Source organism: Pirellulales bacterium, assembly GCA_033762255.1.
Lineage (GTDB): Bacteria > Planctomycetota > Planctomycetia > Pirellulales > JALHPA01 > JANRLT01.
This window is the reverse complement of record JANRLT010000051.1, coordinates 86,856-105,393: the sequence shown is the minus strand read 5'-3', so window position 1 is coordinate 105,393 and position 18,538 is coordinate 86,856. Positions and strand designations below refer to the sequence as shown.

Sequence of the window (18,538 nt, the reverse complement as noted above, 5' to 3'; positions counted from 1 at the left end):
CAGATCGATTTGCGCGTCATTCATCAGGCTGAGCGCGGGGGTGCCGGTCCCTTGGTTTGTAAGCGTGTTATCCAGCACGATCAGGCCAATGGCACCGCCATCCGTGCGAGTAGTCAAGCGTGTCGGCGTGGTGGCGGAACCCGCGTTTAAGTTAAGCCGGTTTTGTCGCAGGCCGCTGACGGTCAGCGATAATTCGCCGCCGATCGTGGTGCTGCCCAGCGCCGTTCCGGCCCCAGCGCCGGGACCGGCGACATGACCGACATGATGATTCCCGGCCGAGACCAGTAACGTGCTGGTGGGGCCAAGCAGATTGATCGCGGCTCGATTACCCGCCGCGCTCCCCAGGGGACTAGTCACGCCCGCCAAGGTCAGGTTGCGATTGCTGGCGACGTTGACCGTAACGCCGGACCCTACAGTGCTAGTAGCAATTTTAGATAGGGCGAAAATCAGCGAGATACCACCGACCGAGATCGTGGTGTTATTTCCTAAATTGAGCGAGGTGCGGATCGACTGTAGGCCGCTCCCCGAGGTGCTAATCAGAGGGTTCGCGCCGGTCAGGCTCAGAATATTGGCAGCGGGGCCGCTGAGTGTGTAGCTGGAAGAGGCGTCAAACACCAGTTGATTGACGCTGTGGCTAGCGTCCAGCGTGGCGGGGCTACCCGCGCCATCCACAAACTTGGCAATGGCGGTGGCGTTGTTGGGGACAATCCCCTGCCGCCAATTGGCCGCAACGGACCAATTTCCGCCGCTAGGGCCTTGCCACAAATTCGGCCGCTCGGCAATCAGGATTTGCGACGGCGTCTGCAACCCCTGGCCGCTGGCAAATGTTCCGCTAAACGTGCCGGTCGCGCCATTATCGGTAATGCTGACGATGGAAGCCTCGCCCAATAAAGCCGCCAAAACGGTACCCCCCGGACCATTAAAATTGATATCCGAGGGAAAGGCGTTGGTCGTGGGAAATGTGATATAGGTTCCCAGGCTGGCCCCCGTCAAGGGATTATAGCGCAGCACTTGATGGCTGAGCGTGCTATTGACGTACAGTTCGCCATTACGAAAGTGAAACCCGCTAGGGGAATTCAACCCCGCGCCGCTGGCCGCGATGCCACTAAATATTCCGCTGGCGGCATTAAATTTGAGGACTTCATTTGTATTAAAACTACTGGCGTAAAGCTGCCCATCCGGCCCCCAGTTGAGGTATGACACGCCACTCAGGGAGGAAGCTTGGTTGAATTGCCCCAACGCCGCGCCGGTGTCGGGGTTGTAACGCAGGATTTGGCCATTATTAAAATTGCCGACATACAATAATCCATCCGGGCCAAATTTGAGATCGGAGGGACCGTTTAGCAAACCGCCGCTGGCAAAACTGCTTTTAAAGGCTCCGGTTGCCAGATCAAAGCGTAAAATCTGATTACTATACTGACTGGCCACCCACAAATCGCCATTGCGAATTTGCATGCCGGTGGCTCCGCTTAGGCCGCCCGAGGCGGTGGGAATCAAAATCCCCCGTGCCGCGCCGGTGGCGGCGTCATACAGCAAGACTTGGCTGCCAAAGTTATCACTGACCAGCAAGTCCGCGGCGGATAACCGGTTATCACTGTCGCAAAGCGCGAAAAGTCCCAGACTCATCAGCACGCGCGCTTGCCAGCGGTTTTTTTTCAGGCGGGACATGAAGTTGAAATCCTGTTGTCGTTTCGAAGGGTGTTCCCGGGCTAAATATTGATACTTTTTGGGATCGATTGATCCAGGTCGCCGCTAAACTCGTTGATGGGCAAAAGGGGATAATAACGGAGTTTTTATTGAGGAAGGCGCCTGGGGAATGGGCAAAGATAATTTTTGCCGATTACGGCGCATGGCTTGCCTCACACCGGCAAACCAGGGATGGAGCGGAGACGCGTCATTTAAGCCCTCCTCCCAGTATAAATAATGGCTCTGTCTTACGCAAATTACGGCTAATTCACGGCGGGTTCGCCGCTAACGGCCCCATCGTTCACAAAGGCAAGTCGGACATTATCTTGAGTATCCCCACCTTGTCGGGGTGCCTGGAGCTAATCCGCCTGTTAGAAACTGTACCGTCCGTCATGGCGGGCTTTATTGAAAGCGACTCTCCTGGAGCGTATATTGGCGCAGGAAAATTTGCCGGGATTAGTTGATATGGGTAACTTGGGGACCAAGGTGGCAAACGCGGAAATCATCAACCGGAGCGCGCGTCAACATTATTTGGACGCCCTGCGCGCCAGCGCGATGTTTCTGGGAATTATCCTGCACGCCGCTCTCTCTTTTTCGGGGGGGCCCTGGATCGTCCAGGATCTGCAGACCCACGAGTTTTATGGTTGGCTCTTTAGCGCCATACATGGCTTTCGCATGCCGTTGTTCATCATGCTGAGCGGCTATTTCACGATGTTGCTCTGGCAAAAAAGGGGGATGACCGAACTTTTGCGGCAGCGTTTTGTTCGCGTCCTGATCCCCTGTCTGTTGGGGGTGGTCACGATCTTGCCGATCATGGACTGGGCCACGATTACCAGCCGCGATATGGTTGCCCGCCAAAATGCCCGGAGGTCCGCGAAAGACTACCCCCGGTTGCCCTTAATCGAAGCCGTCAAAGCGGGGGATCACCAACAATTGCGTCAGCTCTTGGGCGGGGGAGCGGATCCCAACGCCGCCGACGCCGAATTTGGGATCCCGTCATTAAGTTGGGCGGTCATGCAAGGAGACCCGATCGCCGTGCGGGAATTGATCCAGCATGGCGCCGATGTCAATGCGGCCGACCGTGGCGGTTATCGGGCGTTGCATTCAGCGGCTTTTTTAGGGTATCCCGAAGTTGCGGAAATCTTGATCCACGCGGGAGCGGATCCTTTGGCGCGCGGTGGCCGCGCGGATCGACCGGCTGATTCGGCCAAGGCCGATTGGGAAACAACAAAATTCATCGCCGGGATGCTGCGCATTCCCCTGCGCGAACAAGCGCATGTCCGCGCGGGTCGGGATTTAAGCGTGACCCTCTTGGCCAGGCATACCCCGCTGCAGAACCAGCTAGCCGCGGCACAAAGAATAGGCCCGTTTGACGTGGATCAATGGCGGGAACGCTATAACCGATTTTTAATGACGGAAACCTTATTAACGCGCTGGGGGTGGGACGGGGAAGCCTGGCATTTGATCCTGACGCCGGTCTTTGATCATCTGTGGTTTCTGTGGTTTTTGTGCTGGTTGGTGCCGGTCTTTGTGATTGGCCGATTGTTAAAGCGGGCCGCGGGGGTGCCAGGTTTGCCTCCAAGCTGGATCGTGTCCCCGCTACGATACATTTGGTTGATTCCGCTGACGATGGCGCCGCAACTGTTGATGGGCACCTTTGGTCCCGGCTTTGGTCCCGATACCTCGGTGGGTTTGATCCCCCAGCCACATCTCTTGGCCTATTACGGCATCTTTTTTCTGTTTGGCGCCTGTTATTACAACGCCGCGGATTATTCCGGCCAATTGGGTCGGTGGTGGTGGCTGACATTGCCATTAGCGTTGGTGTTGTTGCTCCCCTTGGGACTATTGACACTGGGGCAAACCTGGCTTTCCGGGATTTTCCAGGTTGCCTACGCCTGGCTGATGACGTGCGGCTGCATCGGCTTTTCGCGGTATTGCTTAAGTCGCGAAAATTTCCTAGTCCGCTATTTGTCTGATTCCGCTTATTGGTTGTATCTGGCGCATCTGCCGCTGGTGATCTTATTACAGGCCTGGGTGCGGGATTGGGAATTACCCGCATTTGTTAAGTTTACTTTTGTCTGCCTGGTGACAACGGGCAGTTTACTGGCGAGTTACCATTTTTTGGTGCGTCCCACCTGGTTGGGTTGGCTACTCAATGGTCCCCGCAAGTCGACGCTCCAGCGCGCGGAGAATACCCCACCCATCCTGGCACAGACAAGGCCTGTTGGCCAAAGTTAAATTAGCCAACTAGCACTTGGCTAGGTAACGTCACATAGTAACTGACCGACTGATTTTGCCCACGCGCTCGGACGGCAAGGGCGTTAATTCCCGATCATGCCATTACCTTCTTTGCAGATGGCCACCACGCTGGGCCGGGGGGGAATGGCGGGGTCAAAGTCGGGCCAGCGGGTGCTGGGTTCGTCAAAGGTGGAGCGGGCCATCCGTTGGGGGGATTCCTCGTCGCCGGGATGTTGGACAGACACAAACAGCGTGTTGCCGTCCGGCGTAAAGCAGGTCCCGGTCAATTCCGCCCCGGTCGGAGCGCGAAAGAACATCCGCGTCAGCGCGCGGCCAGGTCCGGTAATGTCCGTCGCATAGATGCCATCGGCCATTTTAGCGGTGTAAGGCGCGCCATCGGTTGAAATCCACAGTCGCCCCTGGGGGTCGATCGCGCAATTATCCGGGCAGCTCAGCCAGCCATTGGCCGAAACATCCGGGTGATACTTTGCGCCATGTTCGGGATTGCCTGGATCCCCCGCCAATAAAAATAAATCCCAGGCATATTCATCCGCCGTATGGTTAAACCCCCCCTCCGCCGTGGGGGGATGTAATTCCAAAATATGGCCATGGACATTTTTCACGCGCGGATTGGCTACCCCCGCTAACGTCCGGCTGGCGTTATTGGTCAACATGACAAAAACCCGCCCCGTGGGAGAATGGATCTCGATGTCCTCGGGCCGATCCAGCGGCGTAGCGCCGACGGCGTCCCCAGCTAGGCGGGCATTGATAAGCACGTCCGCCTGCGAATCAAACCCATTGTCGGCGGTAAGCGAACCGCTTCCATGCACCAGCGGCAGCCAGCGCAACTTGCCATCCGCTGTCAATTTTGCGACTGAAAGCGTCCCTTCGTCCAATAAATGCTGATTGGCGGCGGGGTCCGCGGGATTGTATTTTTCCTTGGTAACAAAGCGGTACAGATATTCCCCGCGCGAGTCGTCTCCGGTATAAGCAACCACATGCCCATCGTGCGAGACCACCACGGTGCACCCTTCGTGCTTGCACCGTCCCAGGGCGGTCCGCTTGATCGGCACGCTGGCGGGATTGTAGGGATCGTATTCCACCACCCAACCAAACCGATTTGGTTCGCGAGGTTCCTTATCCAGGCAAAAGCGGTCGTGAAATCGCGACCAGGCAAAATCTGTCTCTCCCTTGATCCCAATCCGCAGTTGGGCCAGTTTTTCCCGGGCGATGATTTCCTCATCGCCGCAATCAGCCAGTTTACCCCCAAAATAAGAATCAAAATTTTCCTCGCAGGTCAGGACCGTTCCCCACGGAGTCACTCCGCCGGCGCAATTGTTGAGGGTGCCTAGAACCCGCGTCCCCGTGGGATCGGCATGGGTTTGTAAACGGACATTCCCCGCCGCGGGTCCGCTAAGCAGCATTTCGGTCGTGGCAGTGAGTCGGCGATTATAAGGGCTGGCGGTGTTGATGCGCCAGACGCCGTTTTGCCGCTGAATTTCCACGACGCTATGCCCATGAGCCGCTTGCTCGATGGCGACTTGATCCGCTGTTAGGCGTTTAGCCGCGTCCATTTTGTCCGCGTACCCGGAAAACATCAGATACGGCACCGTGTATTCGTGATTCGCGCACAGCAGGCCCCGCGTACTATTGCCCGACCCCGCGGGCAAAGGCATGAACGCCAAGAAATCATTGTTATAGCCAAACTGTCCCAACTGCCCCGCCACGGTCAACTTTGCCGGGTCAAACGGGGGGGTGTTGGGCAAAATCGGATCCCCCCACTTAATCACCACTTGGGTCAAATAACCTGGTGGCGCGTGGGTGGTTTGGTCGATTCCGTGGGAAACCTCGGTAAATTTAAGAGTGGATTCCCCTGATGAATCAGCGGCGCGGGTCGGTGTCGAGGTGGTCGCCGCGGTGGCGGATGCCAAGCCTAGGCCCGTGGCCAGGGTGGATTTCAGCCAATCCCGGCGGGCATAACGGGCGGCCAAGATTTCTTGAAAATCGGGCTGCGGAGAAGGATTAATACGCAGGTCGTTTTGTTCCAGATTTGCGGATATCACCACGTCATGGTCAGGCTGCATCATTCCCCTCGCAGAAGTGCGTTAAAAAACTTAATACGAAGCCACAGGCAAGCTGGCTCGGATCAAAATCCACTCAGAACTCTATTTTAACGCGGATCGGTAGGGGCGGGGAGATACCCGTTCCCCTTAATTAAATTCTCATGAACTTTTTTTAAGAAGAGATTGGCAAAGTGCAGCAAATCCAAAGAAATTAATCCGGCGTCAGTACGATTTTGCCACTCAGCGTGCCGGACTTTAATAGCGTGTTGTCTTCTTGAAGTTTGTGGGCGGCGGCGGTTTGTGAAAGTGGAAACCGGGCACCAATGAATGCGCGTAGTTGTTTAGCATCCAGCCAGCGGTTGATGTCTTCGGCGCAGGCGCGTTGTTCGGCGGGGGTGGCTTTGAACATGACAAAACCGTGCAGGGAGCAGCCTTTGACATAAAATGGCCCCACGGGAAAAACGGGCCGGGCTTCTCTGCCCGCCATCAAGATGTAACGTCCCCGTTCGGCGAGCAGCGGCACCGCCCGCTCAAAATTTGGTTCGCGAAGCGTTTCCCAAAACACGTTGACACCCTCGGGGGCGGCGGCGGCCACTGCGGCATCGACATCCTCGGTCTTGTAGTTGATGGCCACATCCGCCCCCAATTGACGGGCAAGGTCTTTTTTGGCCTCGCTGCCGACCGTGGTAATAACCCGCGCCCCCAGGATTTTGGCGATTTGCACCACCGTCGAACCGACTCCCCCCGACCCCCCATTCACAAAAATTGTTTCCCCGGGCTGAAGTTTGGCGTCCCGCACTAGGCCCAAATGGGCGGTGATTCCCACGAGGGCGATCGCGGCTGCATCTTCCTCCGCGACGGCCTCCGGCAGGGGGTAGAGCCAATGTTCATCAGTGACGACATATTCGGCAAAAGTTCCTTGTCTGCCCAATAAGCCTTGATTTGATCCCCATACGCGCTGCCCCGGACGGAAGCGACTGGCCTGTGGACCAACGGACTCCACCACCCCGGCGACATCGCAACCTACGATAAAGGGAAAGCTGAGGGGCATGGCGATGGCCCCGGCGCGGATATAGGTGTCCACGGGATTGACCGCGACGGCGACAGTGCGGACCCGGACTTGTGTGCCGGTCGGCTCTGGTGTGGGAAGTTCGCCATAAATAATTTCAGAGGCGGGACCGGTTTGGGTGATATAGGCGGCTTTCATATCATTTTGGCGAGTATGCCCCGAAAAATTGTAATGGAGTTGGCTTATGACGGAAGTAAAAAAGTAATCTAATTTTAAGTTGGCGTTAATGCCCATCCAGCGTAAGGGGCGAAGTCAAAATAGGCTCCCTTAGCGTCGGGTAGTTCGCTGGTGTTTGCCCGATGGCCGGGATCGCGCGGGGGAGCCAGCGGGCAGAATCCAAGGAAAAATAGCAATCCCCAAGCCGATTGCCGCAATTCCCAGGCCCACATACTCCCACAATTGGAGTTGATATTGCATTTTTTGTTTGTTGCGCAAGAGCTGGACATTTTGCTCAAACTGGCGACGTTCGTTGATCCGTTGCGGGGCGGGACCTTGGATGCCATCCTGCAGTGCGGAAATCCACATGCTGTAGACTTGCATGTGGGTCATTTTTTCCATGTTGGCGTTCCAAAAGGTGTGGCTTTGTTCCTGGCTGGATTGCCAGCGATTGGCGATAAACACCCCCGCGTAGGATAATCCCCCGATCATAATTAAAATGCCCAGTGTGGTAATTGCTTGCTTCCAAGTCCACAGCGGAGGGAGAGTTTCGGTGCTGGTTTCGACTTGGGGGTAACCTTTGAGCTGGCGCATTTGCGGAATGGCCACCTCTGCCCCGCAGGCACAGCGGACAGTGTTGCCGGCCATGCCCAGATCAACGACTTGTTTAGACTGGCAACGGGGACAGGGGACCAAATAGCTCATAGAGGGGAAATTCGCATAAAAAGTAAAATTAGCAATTGGAGGCCAGCAGGGTCAAAAGATTTTTAATTTGGAATCGCCATTCCCCCCTTGGCCCACCAGGGAAGTGTGTTGCCGCCATCGATCAGCAATTTTGCCCCGGTGATGTATTCACTGGCGGGATCGCACATAAAAACGACGCCACGGGCAATTTCCTCCGGTGTGCCCATGCGGCCCCAGGGGAGCATGACGGCGTGTTTGGCAATGTCCTCTTCGGTTTTGAATTTTCGTTCGCCGGGGGTGTCTATCCAGCCGGGATGGATGATATTTACGCGGATTTTATGGTCGATCAGCTCGATGGCAGCGGTGCGGGCCATGTGGTCGAGCGCGGCTTTGGACATATTATAAGCCATTGCGTTGGGGACGGGGATATACGCATGGGGAGAGCTGACCAGCACGATCGAGCCCCCGTTTCCCTGGCGAATAAATTGATTGGCCGCGCCGCGGGTCAGATAAAAGGCACCCCACATGGTGACATCGATGGTGCGCTTAAAACCGGCCATGTCGGCTGTGTAAAAGGGCTCGCGGTCGCTATAGACGGCGTTGGTAACCATGTGGTCCAGCTTGCCAAAGGCGGCCACGGTGTCGGCGATCATCGATTCGACGACGTTCTGGTCCGCGACATCTCCCCTTAATAACAGGGACTTGCGTCCCAGGGCCTGGATTTGGCCGACTACCTCTCCGGCCGCTTCGGCGGAAGAGTAATAATTGACCGCCACATCCGCGCCGGCCGCCGCCAAGGCAATGGCGATCGCCCGGCCAATGCCTTTGCTGGCTCCCGAAACAAACGCCGCCTGACCCGTTAACGGTAATGCGACCACGGTAATCCGCCCTAATATAAAAAATAAGGAACATCCACTCCGTCTATCCGGCGGGTGGTAACTACCTAGTATGCTATCGCTGGACATGCGGGGAAACAAGGGATTTTTTTAGACACGCCCCGTTTCCGCCGCCCAACTGGCGGTCGCTGCGCGCTGCGCCCGCGGTACTCCACCGATCACCCCCCCAGCGATGTTGAATCCTGGAGCCGCCCCGCCGCCATCCGTTAATGGACAGTTCGGTAACCGCCAGACAAAAAATTCCGCCCGTCGAAACTGCTGGATCAGTCGGCGCGGGGTGTTGCCTTATTTAGTTGGAGCAAAATTGCCCGACGCGTCAAGTTGTCTTTTGCCCGTGGGGCGGATACGCTAGCAACCCTTCTCAAGGCGCTGGATTGGCCGTTTGTGTTTGTGGGATTACATTTTTGTCAAGCGCTGTGTGATAAAAATATTTCGTTCGATAAGCATCCAGCGAAGCGCTCTTTGAGAGCGTCGCGCGGGCATTTATAATGCAGACATGCCCGGCCCTGTCGCCGGACAGCCGCCCAACTCCTTCAACTTGTGCTGGTTCTTCCCCAAAGCAGTCAAACGAGGTTGCCGCAGTGCTCTCTGTTCGTCCCAAAGTTGCCGAGTTGGTTTTTCAGATGTATGGCCGATCGCTGCATCCCGAACTGTTCGAAGTTTTTCAATCGCGCCACATTCGCCGCGGCGACTACGAAGCCCTGATTAAGATCACCAGCGCGGGCCATGTGGTCGAATGGCGCTACCAGGGATTGATTTTGACGGAAGTCGCCGCGAGCGCCGTGCATCCCCTTCCTTTGCGGCGGCGGATCATGTCTTATCGGCTCAAGGGAGAACGCCAGGATCAAATGGCCTTTCACGGCATTCGCTATCGCACCACTTTTTCCCTGGAACCGGTCGCTCCCGAGGTTTTTTGGACTTACCAGCAAGAGCTTTCCCTAGATGGCGTGCGGAACGGCTTATTGCACCGGTTTGATTCCAGCGGCCGAATGGCCTTGGGCGCTCTGAGTTACATTAATGTCGAGTCACGCAATAAGCAGCTTTTAGTGCAGGCCTTTCATACTTTTCCCGACGATTATGCCATTGTCAAAACCCAGTCCTGCTTTGAACTGGGTGGATAATCCCTTTGGCGCTATTGTTTCGCGGGCCTGACTTTGGCATATCACCGCGGCGTCCGTCGAGAGTAACTTTCCTAAATTCCCTTGCCAGCGCGTCGGGCCGGGGGGTGCCGAATGCAACTGATTATCGCCGTCATCAAGCCATTCCTGGCCGAGACCCTCTTAGCTGAGTTGCAGCGCCTGCCCATCGTCGAAATTATCATTGTCGAGGCCAAGGGATACGGCCGCCAAAAAAGTTACCTTGACCAGTACGCCGAATCCGAATACGCCCTGGCATTTTTGCCCAAGATCGAACTGCGGTTGTTTGTCGAGGACCCGCACGCCGATGCCGTCACCCGTCAAATTGTCGATATCGCCCGGACGGGCCGCATGGGGGACGGAAAAATTTTTGTCCAAAAATGCGCCGCTAATCCGCGGGCAATTGAGTTTTAGCGGACCACTTGATGCCCCGCCGGGGGCTTAGGCCGCCGCCGGGAATCGGGGCGGGTCCGCCGCGCTTTCCGTGGTCCATTCGTGCAGCCAGGCGCGCCCCGCTTTTCCCTGGCGGGTGGCGCAGCCGCAGTGCCGCAGCACGTACGCCAGTTGCTGTGCCTGCCAGCGGGGAATTTTTAGTTGAGTGGCCAGATCCCCGGTATGAAACAATCGCGGCAGTTGCGTGGCGCTCGCTTCGACCAGTTCCCGCATATCCGCCGCGCTGTTTAACCGAATGATCTGCTCCACGCGCGACAGCCGCTGTTCTTGCACGATAAAATCGTTTTTGCGCCAGCGCCGCCGACGCCCATGCCCCGGATAGCGCCATTCGGCGATTTCGATCAGGGGAACTTCGAGGATCAGCCGCGGATGGGGAAAAACCCGCGTAAAATGAACTAATTCGGCAAAGAGATCCCAAATGGTCCCCAGCTTGGGGCTTTGGCGTTCTTCGTAGACCGGCCCGCTGGGTGTTTTACGCTTATAGAGCTGCTTGCGATAAATCAGCGGCTTGACCACCCGCACCGGATGTTCCCGCAGCAATTGGGCGATTTTATCACGAATGGCCAATAGCGAACCGTGCTGGATTTCGACCAGCTCGCCATCCACCACCGCGTCAATGATAAATTTTCCCAACCGCACTTCACACTGCGCGGCGGGTCCCGCCCAAATCCGTTTAAGCTGTTGATGCAGGGTCGATTCCATGCGACCGCAAGGTAAAAGAGAACAAGACGCGGGCATGATCTCCCCGCTTCTCCCCACTTACACTCCACCGCTCTCCACCCACTTTCCACCACCCACTAACCACTACTTAGGTCCGTTATCGTCTTCCATTTCCTCAATATATTTGCGTAGCCGTTCCAGTTCATCGGTAACGTGTCGCAGCTTTAGCATGTTGTTGACCCGTTTGACCAGTTCGACCTTATTGACCGGTTTGCTCAGAAAGTCATCCGTCCCGCTATCGACGGCCCGCTCGATATCCCCTAGTTCATTTAGTGCCGTTACCATGAGGATCATGACACCGCGCGTGGCGGGATCGGCTTTCAGCTTTTTGCACACCTCAAACCCGCTCAATTTGGGCATCATCACGTCCAGCAAAATCAAATCCGGTTGAAAGCTGGCCACCTTGTCCAGGGTATCCTGGCCATCCACGGCTAACTGGATATCAAAATCAAATTCCGCAAGGAATGCTTCCAGCAACTCGCAGTTGGGCACATTATCGTCGGCAATCAAGATCCGACTGCGGGCGGTTTTTGATTTTTTGGAATTTGGCATGAATCAACACAAACAGTAAAATTGACAAAAAAATAACCCCCGTCGACACGTTCCATCCGGCGTGCTAGCGGGGTAAATAAGCTATCGCTCTGCGTCACGGGGGCATCCCCTTTGCCGGTGGTTAAGCAAACCAGCATAAATTATAAGGGATCGTGGGAAAAGGCAGAAGTCCGAACCGGCGGGCCGCATGGCCCGGGGTATTTGCTGGAATTAAATCGCTCTGGTTGTAAATTGCCCGCCACGGTACCATCCCCGCGTGACGCGGATCATGTGTCAATTTATTATCTCTTCGTTCTCCTGCGCCGCGGGGCGCCCACGCGATCAAGGAGGATCGTCGTGAACAATTTGAAATCGGTTTTGATGTTGCTGGCCCTGGTCGCCGTCGGTTATGGGGTTTACCGTTCGCTTCACCATCCGGAGCATCCCGTGGTTCCCGGCGGCGCGGATACGGCTAATTTAAATGTGGATGTGCAGATTGGCCCGCCAATTGCCTATGATAGCAAAACGCCCTTAGCGCCCGGAACGGAAACTCCGGCGGCACTTCCGGCAAGCCCGGTTTCAAATTTGCCCGCTGAATCCTCGCCAATTCCCTCGAATGGTAATTTTCCGGTGGGGGGGACCGCGGCAACGACCTTGACCGCTACGAGTGGAAACGGACTTCCGGTGCCAATGGGAGATTCGCCAAATTCGGCAAGTACAAGCGGCGCCGCGACTAACTCGGGTGCCGCGGCTACATCCGGGGAAACAACCCCCGCCGCCAGCGACCCCCTGGTATCCAACAATTCATTCTTACCACTCCCCGCGAATGGTACCGTGTCTGGCGAAAATGCCTCCCCACCATCCTCGGGTTTGACGCCGCCGTCAGCTTGGCCCACCCCACCCCATTTGCCCCCGGCCACAGCCGCGGTGCATGAGTCCCCCTCCGCCAGTCCCGCATTGGGGCGTGGCGATTTAAACAACGCGGCGGTCCCGGGCATCGGTACGTCCAATATTTCAGAGAATACGATCCCTGCCGCCAATCCGTCACTAGCCACAAATTCGGCCGCGGAGAATCCCGCTTTGACCAATCCCGCCACGAACAATCCAGCTTCGACGAATCCCGCCTCCGCCAATCCGCCCCCCCTGGGCCTCTCTCCGGCGCAGGCTCCTGATCAGAATCGCCTGAATCCATTCCCCGCTGCCAGCGCGCCAGGTGAAAACCCCGCGCCGTCATCCGCGGCAAATCCCGCCGTGGCGTCGCCGTTTCCGTATGCCATGCGCGACGCGGAAACGCTCTTGCAGGCTAAAAACCTGTCCGAAGCCCTGGAACTGTTGACGCGGTATTATGACGATCCGCGCCTGACTCCCGGAGAGCAGCAGCATTTGCTGAATATGCTCAACCAACTAGCCGGGACAGTGATTTATTCGCAGGAACATTGGCTGGCCCAACCGCATGTGGTGGCCGCCGGGGAAGATCTGGAAAAAATCGCTCAGAATTATCAAGTCCCCTGGGAATTACTGGCCAAGATCAATGGCTTTCGCGAGCCAAAACAAGTACAGCCGGGCCAACAGCTCAAAGTGATTCCCGGTCCATTTCGCGCTCAGGTCAACTTGACAAAGAAAAAACTAACGCTGTTTTTGAAGGATTCGTACGCGGGGAGCTTTGATTTGGTCGCGCTGGGCCAGGAATCACAGTATAAGGAAGACACGTACCCGGTCATGCGCAAGGCGTTGCAGCCGGAATATTTGACGGCGAATGGCAGCATTCCGGGGGGCTCGCCGCAAAATCCCCTGGGAAAATTCTTGCTGGTCTTGAGCAATGATCTGGTGATTCATGGCAGCTCCGCCGATATCCCCCCCACCGATCCCCGCGGCAGCATCCGCTTAAGCGAACGGGATATCGAGGACGTGTTCGATATTTTGAGTTACGGTTCGCGGGTCACGCTACGCCGCTGATTCAATAGGACAGCGGACGACGTGCGGCGCGCGCTATAGCGGAAGGATTCCCCTCCTGCCAAGCAGTGATGGAAAATAGGCGGGACTGACTTTCGGGGGAATATAAAAAAGCGTATCATCAAAAATATTATTTTGATGATCTCTATTTGGTAATTGTGGGTCCCATGTACCAGCGCGAAGTCTTATTGGAATTGATCCGGCAAAAAGCCCTCAAGTTTGGAAATTTTACGCTCGCTTCGGGTCGTCAGGCCACTTATTACCTGGATGGCAAGCAAGTGACCTTGGATTCGCGGGGGCTGCGGTTGATCGGGGGGGGGATCTTGGAGTTGCTGAAGCAGATCGGCCCCTGGCCTCATTTAATCGGCGGCTTGGCGATCGGGGCGGATCCCCTGACCGCGGCGGTGCTGACTTTGGCGGGTGAAGAAAATCTCCCCTTGGCGGGCGTGCTCATTCGCAAAGAGGCCAAGGGGCATGGCCTGCAAAAATACCTGGAAGGCCCCGCCCAACCGGGAAACACGATTGTCATTGTGGAAGATGTGGTCACGACCGGGGGATCCTCGCTGACCGCGATCGAACGTTGCCGCGAGTTTGGCCTGCAGGTGCAAAGTGTTATTTGTGTGATTGATCGACTGGAGGGGGGGGCCGCCGCTTTTGCCGCGCAGGGGCTTACGTTGCACAGTTTATTCACAATTCGCGACTTTGGGCTGGAACCGCCGGTGCTCTAACAACCTGTTGAATAAAGCCCTGGTTGACATTTATATCTGGGTTTTGGCGAACCCAAAACAACCAGGTTCCGTGCATGCGGTTTGAATTTTAACAGGGGCAATGGAAACTTCTTGTGGATTGAAATTGCAACCTGATCTGGGTTTAACTACAAGGGAATTGAACCACTGATCCGCACTGATCTGCACTAATCCAGACAGGATTTCACAGCATAGCAAACCGTCGGGATGGACGGCGGTGATAAAATGGCATTCTGGATTAGTGTTGATAAGTGAGGATTAGTGTTCTCAAATTTCTGGTTTAAAAAATCTTTTGCACCCTTTTCTCGCGGCCTGTTAAAAAGTAATTACAGGTAAAAAATGTTAGGGTTTTGGCGAATTAAAAATAACTAGGTTTTCTGCATGCGGTTTGAATTTCAACAGGCGGCTAAAGCTTGTTTAGCATAAAAGTGGCGTAAATAGCGTCGGCGAGACAAGTTGGGCAGGGAGAACGAACAGACGAATTCGAAAATTCGTCGATGAAGCACAACGTAGTCGTAACCAGCCAGAACGCCACAGATAAAGTCAACGCGCTCTCTGTTCCAGTGACCGGGATTACCCGGGGGGCGGATAAAAACTTACTTGTCTTTTAGGCGTTTCTGCCGCAAAATATAGCTGGCTGGGGTTTTTGTCAGCTTGCGCCATGTTGCCATGGCGACGGGACAGTTTTCGGGGCCGCGCATGGCTGGCGTTGTATCAATATTTATTGTTTATGATAAGCCGTTGGGCAATCCCCCCGGCGGCCGATCGGCCCAACCCTACCTTCAACCTTGACACGACGCTCGTTGCCTCCCTTACTGCATTACTCCATCCGGGCCTTACCAATGCCGCGATTTTTCCGCTGGGATTCTTATCGCTGGAGCGTGTTGTTGGCGGGGTGGGGAATTTGCTGTGCCCCGGGAACTGGCATTATCAACCAGCGGGCTAGCGCACAAGAAACCGCCAGCGCTCAACCCCCTACTGCGACCACGCCCCCCCCTGCCCCTTCGGCCAAGTTTGCATATTTAATCGCGCAACTGGGGAGTAATGACTTTTTGGCCCGCGAGCTGGCCCAACGCCAATTACTACGGCAGGGGGCTGCGATATACGAACACTTATTAGCCGCCGCTCGGAACCGCGATCCCGAAATTTCCCAGCGGGCGTTGGCTATCGCCCAACAAATTTTTCAGCGGGAAATATCGCGGTTAAAGCCTGAAAAGGCCCAATCCCTGATTTTGGATTATTTCGCCACCGAGCCGCATCAGCGCGCCGGGCAAATGCAAGCCATAGCCCGCAATCATGTGGAATTGGCGGTGCCGGTCCTGGCGACCATCGTCCGGTTTGAGCAATCCCCCGCCCAATCCAAGCTAGCCGCGCTGAACATCTGGCAGCGGCGGCCGTCCGTACGTTGGAATGTGGCGCAACGAAACGAATTGATTCAAAGCTTGCTGGCGGAATGCGACCGTCCCGCGGCCAAGTGGTTGCTAACCTTGGCCGCCGATCCGGGAACATCCACGGAAAAACTGCCGCAACTTCGTTCGTTTTTAGCCGTGGAACAATCACTGGCCAAGTCCCAACCCCATCTGGAACAGCAACAGATAGTCCGGTTGCTGCTAAAAAATATCGCGGGATATTTATTGGATGACGGGCGACAAACCGCGGCGGGCGAATTTTTGGCGGAGTTGCTGGCCCAAGATGCCCGCCAGCCCCAGTTATTGCTGGAGGATTTGAGTTGGATCCTGGATCGCCAAGCCAGCGGGTTGGTCCCCGATTTGGACCAGCGAATCGAACGGGAAATAGCTGGTTCGCGCGTGGAATTGCTCTATTTATTGGCGGAAGCCGCCCAGCGGCGGCGGGAGCCAGCAGTGGCGGATCAATATATTTCCCAAATAGATAGCCAGTACGCCGGACAAGATGTGCCGCATTACGCTGTGGCCCTCTTTTTGCAAAAGCGCGGCTTACGCCACTGGGCCGAGCGGGAATTTGTCCGGGTTGTGGCGGATCCCCGGCTGGCAAAAGGAAGCCAGGGTTTTGTGGCCCGTCATCAATTGGCCGAGATCATGGCCGCGGACGGCCGTTATGAAAAAGCGGTGGAATTAATCAAGCAAGCCCAAAAAATTGTCCGCGTCAATGAAGAAGTGCAAGAGCGCTTTGCGGACGCTAGCCGGCTGTCCTCCCAGGCCCTGGCCGCCAAGGAGCATCTTTTGTTGGGTTTGGCGGCGCACAAAAATCAACAACCCGAGGTTTTTCGCAAGGAACTGCTGCTGGCGATTCGCAGTAATGCCAACGACGCGGACAGCCTGATCGAACTGTATAAAATCAGCCGCCAGCACCAGGATTTGCTGCTGCCGGAGGTTGAAAAGCGGATCAAAACGTATTTAGAGACTTTGCAGGAACGGATCGATGACGATCCTGATTTTGCCGACCCTTATAATGAATATGCCTGGTTGGTGGGCAACACGGTGGGCGACTTGGACTTGGCAATAAAATATTCATTGCAGTCGCTGGAAATCGAAGGGGACAGAGGTGGGTACTTTGACACCTTGGCCCATTGCTATTTTGCCAAGCGGGAATTCAATCGGGCTGTCGAGTATCAGCAATTGGCCGCGGAACTGGATCCTGACAGCCCTGAAATTCGCGCGGCACTAGCCCGATTTGAAACCGCGCTGACGGAAGCCGGTAAGTAGTTGTTTGCGCGGCGCGATCACCCTCAGTGTACAACTTTTATTTAATAATATCATGCTATCCTATAAAGTTTATGGAACTACCGGCCCGGCGCTGGTGCTGCTGCATGGATTCCCCCTGGACCATCACATGTGGATCCCCGCCGCGCAGCATTTGGCCGCGTGGTGCCGAGTGATTCTGCCCGATCTGGGTGGTTTTGGCATGTCGCCATTATCGTTTTCCCTGTCATTAAATCAGGTCGAGCACAATTCCGCCGTGGAATGGACGCTTGCCGATTATGCCGCGGAGGTCGAAGAAATCTTGGAACACTTGCATTGGCCGCGGCCCTGTCTGTTAGGCGGGTTATCCATGGGGGGGTATGTGGCGTTTCAATGTTGGCAAAAATTTGGAGCGCGGCTGGCCGGTATGATTTTGTGCGATACGCGGGTGCAGGCGGATACTCCCGCCGCCGCGGTTGGACGCCGGGAAATGGCAGCGCGTGTGTTACAGGAAGGAAGCGGATTTTTGCCAGGCGCGATGTTGCCAAAATTGTTATGGCCGGAAACCTGGCAACAATCCCCGACGGTCCCCACTGATCTGACCGCCGTCATGGAAAATGCCCCAGCCTCCGGCGTGGCGGCCGCCTGTTTGGCCATGTCGGTTCGTCCCGATGTCACCGAACTTTTGCCCGCGATCAACGTTCCCGCTCTGGTTGTTTGCGGCCAGCACGATGTTATTTCCCCTCCCGAGGAAATGGCTGCCTGGGCCAGTAAATTACCCCGGGGAGAATTTGCGATGATCCCCGCGGCGGGACACATGGCCCCCCTGGAACAGCCGCTGCTCTTTGCCAACGTGGTGCGCTCTTGGGCGGGACGCTACTGGCCGGAAAATCCCGCAGAGAATTAGCTTGAAATCCGTGAAAGCCTTGCGCGGTGGATTTGAGGCAGGATGTGAAATTACACCTCAAAATCTTCATTTTTTTGGCCGATACTTTTCAACTTTCATGCCGTATGCGCTAAAAATAATTTCGGGGAATGGATTATTCGAAATTTGCGAAAAAAATAAAAACTTCGCGGAATTCCGCCGATTTGCGGGGCGAAAACTGGTTTTTACCCCGTTCTGTGTTAGAATATTAACAGATCGGTTGCAGACTGGGATTGACCACCAAGCGGTTGAATCATTAAAAGCTTGGCTGATCAAAAGTGGTTTGATAGCCGATATAGTAAAAGCCGTTGTTTGAACAAAAATTTTTGAGCCAAGCCTCTCTTAGCATTCCGCCGGAGGTTCCATTAAACTTGCGTATACCCAAGTCACCAAAATGCCAGAGCGCAGCTCGGCCAGACTTGCGTATGTCTCGCAGCGACTCCACCGTCGCAGTCAAAGAGAGGTTTGATTTTGAATCGCCTGGCCTGAATAAGGCCAGGCGGTTTTTTTATTGCGCGGCCAAAGTGGCAAAAAGTTTTTTTGCCGCAAGAAAAGCAAAAAGTACAAAGGTGGTTTGGCCGCAAGGTAAGTAAAAAAGCACAAAGGTGAGCCTATTCATAGT

15 protein-coding genes are annotated in these 18,538 nt (G+C 55.5%); 8 read left to right on the top strand and 7 right to left on the bottom strand.

All coding sequences use genetic code 11. The features are described from left to right. Positions 1-1,668 (bottom strand): hypothetical protein (locus tag SFX18_14965; protein ID MDX1964451.1); only part of this gene is annotated, 1,668 nt, incomplete at its 3' end. 450 nt (positions 1,669-2,118) lie between these two features. On the opposite strand from SFX18_14965, the gene SFX18_14960 reads away from it, so the two are divergent. Then, positions 2,119-3,924, top strand: coding sequence for an acyltransferase family protein (locus SFX18_14960; protein MDX1964450.1), 1,806 nt, complete (start codon positions 2,119-2,121; stop codon positions 3,922-3,924). 83 nt (positions 3,925-4,007) lie between these two features. On the opposite strand, the gene SFX18_14955 is transcribed toward SFX18_14960, so the two are convergent. The 4 genes from SFX18_14955 to SFX18_14940 form a co-directional block, all read right to left on the bottom strand. Further along, a complete protein-coding gene (locus SFX18_14955; GenBank protein ID MDX1964449.1) occupies positions 4,008-6,011 on the bottom strand; it encodes a PhoX family phosphatase in 2,004 nt (667 codons plus the stop codon). 187 nt (positions 6,012-6,198) lie between these two features. Continuing rightward, a complete protein-coding gene (locus tag SFX18_14950; GenBank protein MDX1964448.1) occupies positions 6,199-7,194 on the bottom strand; it encodes an NADPH:quinone reductase in 996 nt (331 codons plus the stop codon). 129 nt (positions 7,195-7,323) lie between these two features. Continuing rightward, complete coding sequence (locus tag SFX18_14945) at positions 7,324-7,917, bottom strand: hypothetical protein (GenBank protein ID MDX1964447.1); 594 nt, start codon at positions 7,915-7,917, stop codon at positions 7,324-7,326. 62 nt (positions 7,918-7,979) lie between these two features. Continuing rightward, positions 7,980-8,774, bottom strand: coding sequence for an SDR family oxidoreductase (locus SFX18_14940; GenBank protein ID MDX1964446.1), 795 nt, complete (start codon positions 8,772-8,774; stop codon positions 7,980-7,982). A gap of 599 nt (positions 8,775-9,373) precedes the next feature. Here SFX18_14940 and SFX18_14935 point away from each other — a divergent pair. Together SFX18_14935 and SFX18_14930 are read left to right on the top strand one after the other, a co-directional pair. Further along, entirely contained in the window at positions 9,374-9,913 is a 540-nt protein-coding gene (locus SFX18_14935) for a DUF2617 family protein (GenBank protein ID MDX1964445.1), read from the top strand. An 81-nt stretch (positions 9,914-9,994) separates the two neighbouring features. Then, positions 9,995-10,342 carry a P-II family nitrogen regulator gene (locus tag SFX18_14930; GenBank protein ID MDX1964444.1) on the top strand — a complete coding sequence of 116 codons (348 nt, stop codon included), beginning with the start codon at positions 9,995-9,997 and terminating at the stop codon, positions 10,340-10,342. 27 nt (positions 10,343-10,369) lie between these two features. Here SFX18_14930 and SFX18_14925 read toward each other — a convergent pair whose 3' ends face one another. Together SFX18_14925 and SFX18_14920 are read right to left on the bottom strand one after the other, a co-directional pair. After that, complete coding sequence (locus SFX18_14925; protein MDX1964443.1) at positions 10,370-11,083, bottom strand: hypothetical protein; 714 nt, start codon at positions 11,081-11,083, stop codon at positions 10,370-10,372. A gap of 102 nt (positions 11,084-11,185) precedes the next feature. Beyond that, on the bottom strand, positions 11,186-11,653 hold the full coding sequence (locus SFX18_14920; protein ID MDX1964442.1) for a response regulator: 468 nt from the start codon (positions 11,651-11,653) through the stop codon (positions 11,186-11,188). Between the two features lie 336 nt (positions 11,654-11,989). Between SFX18_14920 and SFX18_14915 the strand changes: the two genes are divergently transcribed. From SFX18_14915 to SFX18_14895, 5 genes are all read left to right on the top strand, one after another. Further along, complete coding sequence (locus tag SFX18_14915) at positions 11,990-13,588, top strand: LysM peptidoglycan-binding domain-containing protein (protein MDX1964441.1); 1,599 nt, start codon at positions 11,990-11,992, stop codon at positions 13,586-13,588. A 164-nt stretch (positions 13,589-13,752) separates the two neighbouring features. Then, positions 13,753-14,313, top strand: coding sequence for an orotate phosphoribosyltransferase (pyrE, locus tag SFX18_14910; GenBank protein ID MDX1964440.1), 561 nt, complete (start codon positions 13,753-13,755; stop codon positions 14,311-14,313). Between the two features lie 860 nt (positions 14,314-15,173). Next, positions 15,174-17,015 (top strand): hypothetical protein, encoded by a 1,842-nt coding sequence (locus SFX18_14905; protein ID MDX1964439.1) that lies wholly within the window; start codon positions 15,174-15,176, stop codon positions 17,013-17,015. Positions 17,016-17,067: 52 nt separating this feature from the next. Next, positions 17,068-17,898: an alpha/beta fold hydrolase gene (locus SFX18_14900; GenBank protein ID MDX1964438.1), complete on the top strand. Its 831-nt coding sequence runs from the start codon at positions 17,068-17,070 to the stop codon at positions 17,896-17,898. Between the two features lie 10 nt (positions 17,899-17,908). Next, positions 17,909-18,232, top strand: a complete 324-nt coding sequence (locus tag SFX18_14895) for a hypothetical protein (GenBank protein ID MDX1964437.1) — start codon at positions 17,909-17,911, stop codon at positions 18,230-18,232. The last annotated feature ends 306 nt before the right edge of the window (positions 18,233-18,538 follow it).

What these genes read in the sequence shown, in the direction of transcription:
- SFX18_14955 (MDX1964449.1), bottom strand. Translation starts at nt 6,011, where the DNA reads ATGATGCAGCCTGACCATGACGTGGTGATATCCGCAAATCTGGAACAA.
- SFX18_14950 (MDX1964448.1), bottom strand. Translation starts at nt 7,194, where the DNA reads ATGAAAGCCGCCTATATCACCCAAACCGGTCCCGCCTCTGAAATTATT.
- SFX18_14945 (MDX1964447.1), bottom strand. Translation starts at nt 7,917, where the DNA reads ATGAGCTATTTGGTCCCCTGTCCCCGTTGCCAGTCTAAACAAGTCGTT.
- SFX18_14925 (MDX1964443.1), bottom strand. Translation starts at nt 11,083, where the DNA reads ATGGAATCGACCCTGCATCAACAGCTTAAACGGATTTGGGCGGGACCC.
- SFX18_14920 (MDX1964442.1), bottom strand. Translation starts at nt 11,653, where the DNA reads ATGCCAAATTCCAAAAAATCAAAAACCGCCCGCAGTCGGATCTTGATT.
- pyrE (MDX1964440.1), top strand. Translation starts at nt 13,753, where the DNA reads ATGTACCAGCGCGAAGTCTTATTGGAATTGATCCGGCAAAAAGCCCTC.
- SFX18_14905 (MDX1964439.1), top strand. Translation starts at nt 15,174, where the DNA reads ATGCCGCGATTTTTCCGCTGGGATTCTTATCGCTGGAGCGTGTTGTTG.
- SFX18_14900 (MDX1964438.1), top strand. Translation starts at nt 17,068, where the DNA reads ATGCTATCCTATAAAGTTTATGGAACTACCGGCCCGGCGCTGGTGCTG.